The sequence below is a fragment of the Legionella lytica genome, from assembly GCF_023921225.1.
Classification (GTDB): Bacteria; Pseudomonadota; Gammaproteobacteria; order Legionellales; family Legionellaceae; genus Legionella; species Legionella lytica.
This window is the reverse complement of the sequence record NZ_CP071528.1, coordinates 90220-104945: the sequence shown is the minus strand read 5'-3', so window position 1 is coordinate 104945 and position 14726 is coordinate 90220. Positions and strand designations below refer to the sequence as shown.

The following is a 14726-nucleotide window of genomic DNA, read 5'->3' as shown; positions in this document are numbered from 1 at the left end:
TTTAAATCCTTAACTTTAAGGGCTAGTCTGATATTTTTTTGGGGTATATTCTTACTTTTAGTATTTTACCAGCCTTGATCTTTTCTATGTCTGCATCAAATTCAGGAAAATCAATACGTTCTCCCTCTTTGGGTATATAGCCTAAACGTTGTAAAAACAATCCAGTTAAAATATCAATATCATCTTCTACGTCGATGTCGCGCTCAATGGCTTGTTCCAAAGAATATATGGAGCAATTTCCTGAGGCGGTGATACTTCCATCCTTGTTTAATACCCAATCTACTTTGGTACGATGGAATTCGTCTTTTATACGGCCAATGAGCACTTGCAGTAAATTATCTAAAGTAACAAACCCCAAAATGGTGTTCTTACCCCGATAAACAAGAGCAAAATGGGGCATTCCTTCGCGAAATTGACGCAATAAATCTAATGCAGGTAATCGACGAGAGATTTTTAGAATGGGTCTAATAAATGGTCTTAAATCGTCTATTTCAGATTTCTGATAAATAGCCGGTAAGATATCTTTTACATGAATAATCCCAATAATGTCTTTTTGCTCAGGATCATAGACAGGATATCGGCTATAACGATGCTCCATAATGACATCCATCATCTGATTAATTGGTTGATTTAAATTAATCATGACCATTTCTTCACTAAAACGCATTACTTCAGTGACTTTCAGCTCAGCTAAATCTAAAGTATGCTCGATGATGTCCACCTCTTCCTCGGTCAACTCCCCATGAAGATGGCTAGCATTTAAAAGCAATTTAATTTCTTCTGTCGAGTAAAAATGTTCACCATGGTGAACCGCATCTAAGTTAAAAATTTTTAACAGGAAATTCGAGCAGGTGTTGAGTATCCATATCGCCGGGTACATAAGCCAATAAAAGCCATATAAGGGTAATGCAGTCCATATAGAAACTCGTTCTGACTGACGAATAGCGAGTGATTTGGGCATCAACTCCCCAACAACGATATGAAGGAATGAGATAAATGAAAAAGCGGCAAAAAAAGCAATAACTGTGATGAGTTGTGGGGAGTTAACACCAACAAGAATTAGAAGTGGCTCCATTAAATGAGCAAAAGCAGGTTCCCCAATCCAACCCAACCCAAGGGATGCGAAGGTGATACCCAGCTGGCATGCTGATAAATACGCATCAAGATGTTGATGCACATGAAATAAAATGTTACCTCTAAAGCCATAACTAGACTTGATTGCCTCCACTCGAGTTGCACGGAGTTTCACCATGCCAAATTCAGCAGCCACAAAAAAAGCATTTAATAAAACCAATACAAATGCAAGTAAGACCAGTAGGATATCAATCACTTAAGCCATCCTTTGTTGAAAAATTGAGTAGTCACCGGGCAGAGGCGATTGCAAACCGAAAAAGGTGTGTACTAATTTTCTGGGAATATTAAATCGAGTTTGTAATAAACTGTAGTCGTTACTGATTCGATTCAATCCTAACGAAGAAATAATCATTGCGCGTTATAAAACTCGAATTCCTATTTAACTGAAAACCACTTTTCTTTTTACCCTACCAGCAAAGCTTGGTTTTCTTCAACGTAGTGCCTTGTTGCTTCATAATGCACTGTTTTGCTAGGTAGGTTATCCTGACGCAATTGACTTATCAACGCTTCATCATGACAAAAACTATTTACCCATTGTCTGATTTTTTTTAGACGCCATATATGTTTATATATTTTTTCATTCTTCATTTCTTTGATAACAAGAAACCTAGGTAGCTTAAAGGGAAGTAGTTCCTCATTAATAAGAAGTATTGCCAATACCCAACGCAGTGAAAGAAATGAGGGACGAAAATCCCCACTACGATGGCTAATATTTCTTAAAACCGCCCCTGTTTTATTACCAAATTTTATGTTGCCTGCGGTCAGGCAACATGCAGCATCTAGAGGGGAACCAGTCATTTGAAAATGTTTCGGTGCATTATTATGAGGACGAGTTTCAAAAGCAAACCACAATTTACCATCTGTATCAACTAAAAAACGAAAAACAGTCTCTTCTTCTTTGGCCAGTAATTCTTTTAAAGTAGACAAAGACTTTATAGAAAAAGAATTTGCCTCACAATGAACAGCCATTTTTCCTGCAGAAAAAGTAGTCCGGGAATCTGGTGGACTGGAGAAAAACTCTTTACTTAATTGAACTTTATTTAAAAATGGAATCATTTGTCTCATAAGGATAATAAGTCACTATTTATAACTAGAGCTGGCAAAATCAAAACGATAGACTAGCTCCAAATTACCCATTTGTGCCTGAAGAGGTTTGCCCCAATAACTGTTATTGCCTGTTGCGGTATAACGATAGAGTGCATTCACCGCAAAATTTTTCCTGAAGTTATAAGTCAACCCAGCAAGACCTTGGTAAGTGAAGGAATTTTGATCTCTGTTAAAATGAGGACGGTGGAAACGGCTTGTACTATTTAGAGTAGCATGCATGAGAGCATAACCTATACCTACCCCAACAAAGGGAGAAAGGTTACCCGTGAACGCAGGAAAATCATAATAAAGATTTGCCATGAGAATATTAGCTTTAGTACCACCATCAATCTTTAATCGTTTTATATAATTCGAACTATATTGATTGGTGTCAGCATATAAGTACGTATATTGAAACTCATAACGGATAGGATAACTTTGGTATCCAACGCTACCACCTACGTCATAGCCGTAACGATAATGCACATCGGAAAGCAAGAAACCATAATAATGTGTTCTTACATTTGAAGATAAATGAGTATAACCACCAAAAGCACTCGTATACCAGTTATTAACCGGAGTTGTAGCAGAGGCTGATGCAGCTGTTAGTAAGGCCGTAGTAAAAAGTGCGAGTTTCATGTCCATTCATTTATTGTTATTTTTTGTAGGATCATATTATCGATTTGTATTAGGATTTGCAATCCATCGCTAGAGCATTCCCTTTGATTTTTTAAAGCTAATTTAGAGTAGCCCTTATTGGGATTAATTACAGTAATTTAGCACATTGCCCTTAAATATAAACTATTGCTCCTTTTAGCTTTTTTGTTTGATTTTTTTGAGCAAAACATATATAATCCGTCCAAAATATGACCTTAAAAATTTATCTCCTTCCTTGCTGGAGCAAAAAATGTCTGATATTTCATTAATAATTAAGAGACTTAGCGCCCGATCAACTACACCTGAAATTAAACCAATTATTGCTGCCCTCCAGCAAGTGGCAGCCCAAAAAGCAGGGGATGATTTAATTGCAAAGCTAAGAAGAAAATTATTATCGTTAACCGCTGCGGAAAACCAAAGCAGCAGTAAGCAAAATCTTGCCGATGTAGCCTATGACACATTATTAATTCTTGCGGAATTTTACCCACTGAACACTGAGGAACCCGTAACGCAATTAGATATGGAGGATATAAAACCTGACGATCGTATCTTTGTTTCTACTGGGCATCAATTTTCCCTTACTCAATTAATTCAATGGCATAATCAACGTCCTTATCGTACAGGGGAAGCAAGGGCCAGCAAATCATTACTAAACCCTTTCACGAATAGTCCGTTTTCGGCAAGAGATTTAGCTCATATATCGGCCATGGCCAATAAAATGAGGATAGCCATTAATGACCAGCCTACTAATAATCATCCCGCAATGGACGAGGTTAACTACAATTTCATTTTTTCATTATGGGAGAGCGGATTATTTTGGGGCTTATTTTTGGAAATAGTAGTTTATCCACTCCTGGCCCTAATCATTTTGTATGCTACACTTGCCATTGCCATGCCTGCTGTTACTACAGGTGTTCTTGATTTGAGCCTTTCTTGGTTGTTATTTACTGAAGTTTTTAATGAAACTGTTCCTATTTATTTATTAACAGCATCTATTATAGGCCTCTTTTCATTAGGCGTCGCTCTAATAACTTCCGAACTACTTAAGCATGGAACAGATAGAGCAGTCAATTTGGTTACCTCGCCATTTCGATGGTCTGCCAGTTTTTTTAGCACTAATAGTGTCGAAGAAACGCCATGGACAGAAGAGGAAGAGAACTTTTTACTATCATCTCTTTAGAGAACGATTGGAAATAATGCGTATTTAAACTCCATTGCAAAAACGAACAATGGTTTAGATAATGGACTAGAAACACTATTAACATTTGCGTTGAAGAGGTTAACTGCCTGTAGACTTTGATGTTCTATAATTTAATAAATGGATTTAATTTGGGTGCTAGCAATGATACGCACGCTAAAAAATACATTTTTAAGGTTATTAATGGCTCTTACTTTATCAGCGAGTAACCTTGTGTTTGCCTGTCCGTGTTTTAATGCATTTTATTTGAATTCAATTTTCTCTGCTAACCAAGAAATGTCCTGTTTGCTATTCACGGATTATGGCAGAATTACCAGAGCTAGCCTTTCTGATGGGAGATATAGTGCCGTTACTTCCATTTATGGCTGTTCACTAAACTCTGCCAGTAGTAACATCAATAGAGACTTTGTTTATTACACTAATGATAATGAATTGTGCGTTGAAGAAATCCTAAATGCATGTCGCATGCTTAACATTGAAATTCAAAATTACTAAGCGCCTGACCTTTTATATACAGGGGCTGTTTATAAGCCCCTATTGCTTTAAATTAAACCGCTCCCAGGTACATTTTCATCTGTTTGCTGTTGATCTCTTCTAATTGGAGAAGCTCGTTTATCAGCACCAATACCTTGTGAACCTGCCAAGGGCATTGTTTTTTCCAGGACATCACTGATTTCTTTCGAAAGATTATCCAAATAGCCTTTCCCTAAACTTTCCTCCAAGAGCGGCATTGCTTGCTCAATAGACACTTTAGATTGTTCATAAAACTGTTTCAACGCATCAAAATCAATGGGCTCTTTAAACGCCTCTTCTTTAAGTTTGTTCAATTTCTTATGTAATAAGGTCGCAACTCTGAATGCCTTATCATTTTCGATATCACTAATATCCTCTTCGAAAACATTTAAAAGAATATTAACTTTCACTTTGGCTTTACGTTGTTGATCAAACATAGTCAATGATTCTTGAGAAGGAGCTTTTTTGATATTTCCCTCAGCACTGAGCTCATCACCCTCATACAAATTTTTTAAAGGTGGTACACTCGTTTTTACATGTTTTCCTTTTTCAGTTGAGTACAACACTTTTCTTGTATGAGCATTTTGTTCCGATACTAGCTTTCCTTGTTGCATTAGAAAATCTACATCCAAATGTTTTTTTATAAAGTTTTGTTCACTAATTTTGTTACGTGTATACCAATTATATTGAGGACCTGCAAAACCACTAATTGAAGATCTTATGGCAACATCTGCAAGTGATGGGTCATTATGTTTAAGAAATAATAAGGCAGCAAATACTTTACTACTTTCCACTACAGGACCCCAGATGTAAATTTCATTCTTTCTCCACTGCTTCTCTGCGCTATAGTTAAGAAGAAACATTTGTGCTTGCCTAAGCGCAATATCTGTTTTCTGCTGTAAATCAAATTTCCCATAAGATTTATCAACAACTCGCCCTGTACTATCTTGGACTAAAAGACCGACTCCTGTTACCTTATCCTGCCCCTTGTTTTTAAATATTTTTTGCGAACGAGCTACTTCCTCATTTTCTACTCGTGCTCCTTTATATATACCTAAAGTTCCCTTTACCGCTGATCCAACTTCAGTCTCTGACTCATAATTACTCTCACATTTAGGTAGTCCTTCATCTAATTTATCTCTTTTGACTTTATCATCTTTAAATCCTAAAAAGCCTTCCGCCTCAATTAACAAATTAGCCTTTCTAGGTATAATTGACCTAATTTTACTTTGAGACGCTTCCAATCTTTGTAAACGTTCATTTGCCAAATCGACAAATTTTCTATAGACATCCGGATTAACTAAGTCTTTCACATCTTGACGTGACAATCCTATTGTTAAATGCTCATTTTTTGTGGCTTTACTTAAGGTTTTCAAAAATTCTACATCGATACTTTTCTCGATTATCGCTTTAATAGCAATAATTGCCTTTTGATTCTTATCCAATCTCGAAACAGCGATTTTAATTAGCTGCGTATAAACGCCCTCATTTTTTAGAAAAGCGAGTTGTTTCTTATTTAAACCAGCTCCTTCCAAGTCGTTATTGCACGTTACTAATTTCACTTTGAGTAATAAAGCTTCATCGCCAACTCTAACTTGTTCTTTTAAAACAGTAATTGCATTTTTTTCTAATGCCGTCAGACGTTTTATTCCTGCCTCATTAATTTCAGTAAATACTGCGGGATTATCTCCCAAAGCATTGACATCTACAGGATTTAAGCCAGCATTGAGCAACTGCTCTTTCCTGTTAGCCGCAGCAACGATGCCTAACCAAACAGGATCATTACTAAGTTCGATCGCCGCTCTCAAAGAAAGAATCGCTTTCTGTTCAGACACCGTATTCAGAAGACCAGTCAAACGTACAATTTCCAATCGCTTCAGATGCGCCTCTGCTTGAACTCTGGATGTAGTCTCTTCAAGTTGTGTGACTTTCGCCGACAACTCACGATTACGCTCCTCCAGCTGTCGCGCTTTATCTAGCAAACGCGCATGCGCTTCGTGTAAAGAATCTAAATCTTCTAACGTCGATTGGACGGCCAACTGAGCGTTCTCAGCAGCTTTTTGTTGCTGAGCCAACTTCTCGCCTAAATCCTGACGTACCTCTTCCGTAGTGTCACGTGAAGCCTGTAATTCCAAGTGCAAGGCTTGGTTCTGATGCGTTAATTCTTCCGCCTCACCTTCTAAGCGGCGCACAGCCGAGACCTGCTCCTCTAATTGCTCTTGCACTTGAGCCAAGGCGCTTGTAACCTGTTCACGGCTGCGCTCAGCCAAGCGCAAGCGTTGCTCGAGTTGCGTCAAGACTTCTTTATGCTGCTCTTGAATGCCATACAGGGTGCGCGTGGCTTCCTCGGATTGATCATCATTCTTAGCAATCGCTGATTGCAGCTCCTCGACTCTATGCGCATGAGCCAGTGTAGTTGCCTCAGCCTCATCCCGTAACTGTCGTACCCGCTCTTCTGCAGAGTCCAGTTGCTGGGCCTGGAGGCTTAACAGGTCTTTGGTTTGCCTCACCGTATTCTGCTCAGCACGCAATAAGTCCTGCAAACGAATCTGCTCTTCACTTAACTCCTGTACTCGAGATTCTAAAGAAACCACCTGAGACGAGAGCTTACGGTTATCTTCTTCCAGCTGCTGGGCTTTATCGGTCAAGCGCGCATGCGCTTCGTGTAAAGAATCTAAATCTTCTAACGTCGATTGGACGGCCAACTGAGCACTCTCAGCAGCTTTTTGTTGCTGAGCCAACTTCTCGCCTAAATCCTGACGTACCTCTTCCGTAGTGTCACGTGAAGCCTGTAATTCCAAGTGCAAGGCTTGGTTCTGATGCGTTAATTCTTCCGCCTCACCTTCTAAGCGGCGCACAGCCGAGACCTGCTCCTCTAATTGCTCTTGCACTTGAGCCAAGGCGCTTGTAACCTGTTCACGGCTGCGCTCAGCCAAGCGCAAGCGTTGCTCGAGTTGCGTCAAGACTTCTTTATGCTGCTCTTGAATGCCATACAGGGTGCGCGTGGCTTCCTCGGATTGATCATCATTCTTAGCAATCGCTGATTGCAGCTCCTCGACTCTATGCGCATGAGCCAGTGTAGTTGCCTCAGCCTCATCCCGTAACTGTCGTACCCGCTCTTCTGCAGAGTCCAGTTGCTGGGCCTGGAGGCTTAACAGGTCTTTGGTTTGCCTCACCGTATTCTGCTCAGCACGCAATAAGTCCTGCAAACGAATCTGCTCTTCACTTAACTCCTGTACTCGAGATTCTAAAGAAACCACCTGAGACGAGAGCTTACGGTTATCTTCTTCCAGCTGCTGGGCTTTATCGGTCAAGCGCGCATGCGCTTCGTGTAAAGAATCTAAATCTTCTAACGTCGATTGGACGGCCAACTGAGCACTCTCAGCAGCTTTTTGTTGCTGAGCCAACTTCTCGCCTAAATCCTGACGTACCTCTTCCGTAGTGTCACGTGAAGCCTGTAATTCCAAGTGCAAGGCTTGGTTCTGATGCGTTAATTCTTCCGCCTCACCTTCTAAGCGGCGCACAGCCGAGACCTGCTCCTCTAATTGCTCTTGCACTTGAGCCAAGGCGCTTGTAACCTGTTCACGGCTGCGCTCAGCCAAGCGCAAGCGTTGCTCGAGTTGCGTCAAGACTTCTTTATGCTGCTCTTGAACGCCATGCAGGGTGCGCGTGGCTTCCTCGGATTGATCATCATTCTTAGCAATCGCTGATTGCAACTCCTCGACTCTATGAGCATGGGCCAGTGTGGTTGCCTCTGCCTCATCCTGTAACTGTCGTACCCGCTCTGCTGCAGAGTCCAGTTGCTGAGCTTGGCTGCTTAGCTGCTCTTTGATTTGAGTTACAGCATCTTGCTCATTATGCAATAACTTTTGCAAGCGCAATTGTTCTTGACTTAACTCCAAAACACGTGACTCTAAAGACGCCACTTTCACCAACAGCTCACGATTGAATTCTTCCAAATGTAACGCTTTCTTAGTCAAACGTGCATGCTCTTCTTGCAAGGCTTTTAAGTCATTTAAGGTTGATTGTGCGGCCAACTGAGCAGTCTCAACGGCCTTTTGCTGCAAGGTCAACTCCCCGCCAACTGCTTCGGTGCTTTGTTGGGCGGATTGCAATTCCAATCGCAAGGATTGATTCTGACTGGTTAATTCCACCGCCTGATTTTCTAAGCGTCGCACAGTCGCCACCTGCTCCTCTAATTGCTCTTGCACACGAGTCAGATCGCCGACAACCTGTTTACGAGAGCTTTCAGCTAAGCGCAGGCGTTGCTCAAGTTGTTCCAAATCCACTTGATGTCGCTCTTGAGTTTCGCGCAAGACCCTAGCTGCGTCCTCTGATTGCTCATCATTTTTGGAAATCGCTAATTGCAGCTCCTCTACTCTACGAGCATGAGCAATTGCGTTCGTATCCGCCTCTGCACGTAACTGCCGTACCGTGTCTTCTGCGGACTCCAGTCGCTTGGCTTGGCTACTTAGCATTTCCTTGGTTTGGCTGACAATGTCTTGCTCACCACGTAATAACTCACCTAACCTTTCTTGCTCTTGAGTTAAACTGTGTACTTGCTCGCTTAATCTATTGAGTAATTCTTGATCCAGTACTAAAGTGGCAATTAATGAATTCAAATCGTTACTTTGACGTGCTACCTCTTGTAAGATTTTAACGGGTAAATTTAGTGCAACAACTTGAGCATCTAATTCTTCACGAGGAGTTATTTCCTTTAGTAATTTGTTATAAAATTTGTTTGCCGTCTCTTCCGACGCGCCATCAACCAGTTTTTTAAACAACCCCTGTTTCAATTCCGTTGATAACCTATCATTATGTAACAAGTCACGTAATGCCTCATGACTATTAGGATTACTTGCTTTTTCAATCAACCAAGCTTCATTAACTAATAATGCGACAATGCGATATTCCTGTAATTCTTGGGTTCTAAAATCTGGGGAAATTTCATCAAATAATTGATTTAATATCTTAAATTGATTCACTTCATTCTTTTCAGAATTTAAAAAATTTCTTAGTGGATTAACTGGATGTGGGTTACTTAGCAAGTGAACCAAAACCTTCTCTGGATCTTGGCATTTCACTTTAATATGAGCCAACATTGCTGTCAGAACGGTATACTGACCTTGTTCTAAGATGTAATTAAATAAGTTCTTGCCTTCTTCATCCCGTTGAGTAAACAGTTGGGTAAAACCCACCTTAGAAAGAGAAATATCTTCAGCTAATTCGATGAGATTTTTTACCCCAGAATAATTGCCATTCTTTGCAGCAATCAAAAGAGGATAAGTATTTGTTGCAGTTGGTGGTGTTAATAAGAATGTTTGCGCAACATCCGCCTTCGTTTTAAGTTGAGCAAAAGGAATTGCCTCTAATGTATTTTCATCGGTTAAAAATAAATGATATGGAGAGATACTATCTGGCGGGAAGAGCATTCCAAGAACTTTTTCTGGACTAATTAAATCTTCAACTCCAGGATTTAGTGCATTGTACTTAGTAAGGATTTGATTAAATAAAGATTTATTGCCTAAGACAGCACAAAGGTGGAGTGCTTGATTAATGAATTCATCATGAGCATGGCCTTTAGGTAACAAATTTAGAATGGCCGCTAATTGCTCCTTATTGTTATTACGAATGGCTATATGAAAACAATTTGTCGACCATTTAACATAAGGTGCTGTTTTAATTTGTTTCGTCGGACCATACTCAGTCATCATTAATTCGAATAGTTCTTCCGAAGTGACACCCGCTCTAGTTAACGCGTTAATTACATGAGAAAAAACATCAGTCATACCCTGTTCTGCAGCATAATGCAGTAAACCACTGGATCTAACTTGAGCAATAAATACAGGATTAGGTTGGGCTATTTTGCCTAATAATGAATTTAGAATTTGATTTTGACCTGTAGCAATGGATTCCACCAACAACGATCGGAATGGAGCATGCTCCCCGATAAACTTATCATTAAACTGATGTTCATCGATTGCTTGATCTAAAATAGAGATTGCTTTTTCTATCTGCTCTTTCGTCTTTGGATAGGTACATAAAATATCCATTCGTTTTAATTCGCCCACCTCAACTAATAGGTCATCGGCTCTTAAGTTAGATTGATCGTGCTCATTAAAAACGGCTTGTAATGTCTCAGCGTGTACAAGTGACTGTTTATACCCAAGATTATGAAGATTTTCGTAGCGTTTAATGCATTGCTGTGAAGCGGCTATAATTTCTTTGAGCTGAATTTTGTTAAATCCCTCTCCACTACCCACTACGGTACGAACTCGCGTTAAAATGGTATCAATATCATTGAGAATTTTCTGCTCAGGATTATCTTCTAATATTTCCTCTTGAACGCGCAAAGATTCTCGTAATGAATCCTGGATCATTTGTAAACGACGATATAAATGGAGTGGTTCCCCTTCCCGCTGGTTGGAAGGAATGAACATCACCGCATCTTTTTTACTGTATACATCGCTTTCTTGGGTTACCTCCAGGCCACAAGCAAAATATTGATTGAATCTAGCTACATCAACAATCTTCAATCCTAATGGTTTTTTACCATCCACATCTAAAATACCGGGAACAACATAGTCGGTAACAGCACGCCCTTTCACTAAAGTAAAATAAGCTTGACGATTACAAACACCAAAAATCATGGTCGTTAAAGCCCAATCATCCATATCCGGTTGGCTATTTTTTAACACGGTATTTAATTCAGGCTTAGGTATGCTATCTGCCGCGGGTAATGCACTTCTGTCATGCCCCAACACTGTAGGACTGATATAAGGTAGTGTTCCATTACGTGCGCCATGTAAGATCTGTAGCGTTGGATCCACACCATAGCGAAAACCCTCATCACTTTTCTCTACGTAGCGACCACTAGCGTCAACGCATCTATTCCCTTCGGGATTAGTACCGTTTGGCAAATCAGCACCGAATACCTCCGCAAAAACCTCTGCAACCGATTTTGATTTTTGTCCTTCAATAGTTCGTTCAAATCCCCCTGTTGCCCAGTCAATGTATTTTACTTGATAACTACCATCAGGATTCTTTTTATAAAGGAAATTCTCTGGCTTAATGTCATTATGTGAAAAACCCAATTCTGCAAATCGTTGAGCTTCGCTGACAATTTCTTGTGATAGCTCAAGGCTTTCTTTTAGAGAACCGATTGCTTCTTGTACACTTGAGTGCCCTCGTTTTATAGGAGCATGATAAGCAATATCAGCCTTGGTATATAAATTTAATTTTTTGTTAGCCGTATCAGCATAGGTCTCCCCTTTGGCCCGCTCAGTCAAAATTTGATATTGGCGAGGTGTGCCTGTCTTGGAAAACAGTTTCCCAGTAGTTCTCGCCTTATCATTTTCTATCCAATACTGAGTGCCCCCAGAAGTCAGTCCATACTTTTCCTGAGCTGCTCTAGAATAATTCTGCAAAATATCGCTTTCAATTCGGTATAAAGGATCATCACGTGCTGTAATAGGTCGTGTTCTTAAATCATCGCGGCTAGTGTCTTGAAAAGTCGGAACCGCATCACTATCAGGTACATACCCTTTTTTAATGATTTGGTTTAAACCGGATAATAAACTTTCAACCTCTTTAACTGAGCCATATTGGCCAACCCCTAACAGTTTGCTATGAGTAAATAAACGTCCTTTCGGCTTATCCCCACCATAGGCTTCGTCTAATTCGGCAAAGGGTGCAATAATCCCGCGGCTACCTCCATAGGAAAAAATAAAATCGCCTCCAGCGGGCTTCACCAACGAATAAGGAAGTTTTATTCCCCCAATATCAACGGAAACTGAGGCAACATGCTGTCCTTTTTCATCCGAAACCTCTACTGTATGCTGACCGGTAACGGAGTGTTTCACCTTAAATTGAACACCACCAATATCAATAGGTTTTATGGCAATCGCGATTTCTTTTAAAATAGAAAAATATGCATCTTGCTCTGCACCAGTTATGGAAGGTTCACCTTTTTCAGTCCGCTCATACAATCGAGACATTTCTTCTGCCATGCTCTTGATTTGCTCTTCCATGCGCATAATTTCTTGGGCTGTTTTTAAATTCAAAGTGGGTAGCATAGAGCGATATTCTTTAAGAAATATGGCTTCAACTTTTTTAGCGACATCACTCCCTGATTTAAAAGCATCCTCTAACTCATCTGACAGACCTTGTCTTTCTTGTGCGGATGAAGAAATTACAATTGATTTTTCAATAATTGGTTTAACTGATTCAGCAGCTTCTGAGGGATTTAATTGAGATAATTTTTGATAAGCGTTGCTCAAATGCCCATCGAGCCCAGGTAATTCTAAAGCTTGCTTAAAACGACCTGCCTGAATATGTTGAAATGCAATTTCCAGGGTTAATGAAACTTGAGATTGAATATCTGGAGTAGGTGCATTAAACGCATCTTTAACTTGTTTAGAACCATATATAGAATACAATTCCAGTAACTTACGTAATAATAATTCATCACTGTTATCTAGGTTTAAACGGCCAATCTCTGATACCTGAGTTGTATTAATCTGACGTTGTACTGCATTCAATTGTCCCAGGAATGCCTGTGTTTGCTCTTCGGAAAGCGCCCCAGATCGTGCCATCCTGACAATTTGTTGTTCTATAGCTGCAAGTGAGCTACCTCTTAGGGTAACTCCCTGAACTTTATCGGTAACAGCTGACTCCTTGAGAAATATATCCATTAACGCCTTCTCAAGAACTCGCCTAAAACCCCCATTCTTTCCAATAATATCAATCAGCTTTTTAGCAAACGTATCATCACAATTAAAGTAAGAAAAATTGACCTCTATTACTCCATTAGCTAGCAATTTGATGATAGGGCTTATGCTCTGTGCTTTAAAAGTACTTTTTATATGCTGTTCAATTTCAGGCTCAGTTGCATTGAACTTATCGGTATTGCCCCCTTTTTTAAGCCCTTTTTCTTTAGCTTGCTCATAAACTTCCGCTAGAATATCCTGTAACTTTATGAACTTCGGATCCTGCCCAGGTTTATAAGCTTTCGGTTCTTTTTTTACTTTAAAAACCAGATCCTGTTGTAAATATCGTTTTTGTGCGAGGCTCGCAAAGACGTCATCAGTGACCTTGCTTTTAGTAAATAACTCCATATCCCTGATGTTTCTAGCCCAAAATAAATCACGTGTCAGATTAGCTTGTGTCTTTTTTGCATATTCTCTGCGATCTTCCTGGCCAAATCTTAATGCATGAAACAATTCTTTTCTTGCTTTAAAAGCATTGATTCGCTCATCACTGGTCCAATCCCCTGCTGTGCCTATTTGTAATTTTTTTTCAGCCTCCACCAACAAATCACCAATAGATTTCCCATTAGAAGCTTTATATTGACTTAAGTTATCGATTACCGTTGATTGATTTACATTGATTAATTTAGAATGCAATAAACTTATAACCTGTTGATATTCAATATATTTATTAGATTCGCTCACTAAAGATACATTACTGCAATCACGTCTTATGATTTCATAAAAACCCATATGAACAATTCGTTGGCATTGATTACGCAATAAAACATCATTGGGGTTACGTTCATAAAGGCTAATAGCCTGTGTGATCATGTCTTGAATATTAGACAATGATAGGGTTTGTAATTGAACCTCCTGCTCTTCCTGATCCAACTTAGATAACACCTCAATATATAATTGAGTTTGTAGTTTTTTAATAGTAGGTGGTGCATCAGAAAGCGTATAAGCTAAGTGTTTTATATCACGGAAATTTTGAGCAAGTGATTTAATAAATGCAGGTAAATCATCAATAACGGGTTCCACGCTAAGATCAAGAGAGTGGCTATATTCATCCGAAATAGCATGGATCCTGTTCGCTATTTGTTCTAAAAATTCTCTCTGTTTTTTTTTGTATTCTTCTAATTGTTCATTCGCCACAACATTATCAAGAATACTCTCTGGTAGTTCTGATAACTGCTTCAACAGTTGCTCATGTTCTCTTTTTAGCTCTTGGTAAGCAAATACAATCAATGATTTTTTAAGAGTCTCAGATGAGGGCCCAACAAAATTAATAGAATTAATACCATTAATAAATTTTCTACAAAATTTCATACTTGAGCTACTTATTAAAGCCAATATGTTATAAATTTTAGCTTATTTTCCTTAAGAAA

5 protein-coding genes are annotated in these 14726 nt (G+C 39.4%); 1 reads left to right on the top strand and 4 read right to left on the bottom strand.

Annotation, left to right across the window (positions count from 1 at the left end):
• Window positions 1-22 precede the first annotated feature (22 nt).
• The 3 genes from J2N86_RS14395 to J2N86_RS14385 form a co-directional block, all read right to left on the bottom strand.
• On the bottom strand, window positions 23-1330 hold the full coding sequence (locus J2N86_RS14395; protein WP_252582680.1) for a hemolysin family protein: 1308 nt from the start codon (window positions 1328-1330) through the stop codon (window positions 23-25).
• Between the two features lie 206 nt (window positions 1331-1536).
• Window positions 1537-2190, bottom strand: coding sequence for a hypothetical protein (locus J2N86_RS14390; protein ID WP_252582679.1), 654 nt, complete (start codon window positions 2188-2190; stop codon window positions 1537-1539).
• A 24-nt stretch (window positions 2191-2214) separates the two neighbouring features.
• The gene (locus J2N86_RS14385) at window positions 2215-2859 is read right to left on the bottom strand and encodes an outer membrane protein (protein ID WP_252582677.1); all 645 of its coding nucleotides are present in this window, start codon (window positions 2857-2859) and stop codon (window positions 2215-2217) included.
• A 268-nt stretch (window positions 2860-3127) separates the two neighbouring features.
• On the opposite strand from J2N86_RS14385, the gene J2N86_RS14380 reads away from it, so the two are divergent.
• Window positions 3128-4057, top strand: a complete 930-nt coding sequence (locus tag J2N86_RS14380; protein ID WP_252582676.1) for a hypothetical protein — start codon at window positions 3128-3130, stop codon at window positions 4055-4057.
• A gap of 560 nt (window positions 4058-4617) precedes the next feature.
• Here the strand turns inward: J2N86_RS14380 and J2N86_RS14375 are convergent.
• A complete protein-coding gene (locus J2N86_RS14375; RefSeq protein WP_252582675.1) occupies window positions 4618-14667 on the bottom strand; it encodes a hypothetical protein in 10050 nt (3349 codons plus the stop codon).
• Between the last annotated feature and the right edge of the window lie 59 nt (window positions 14668-14726).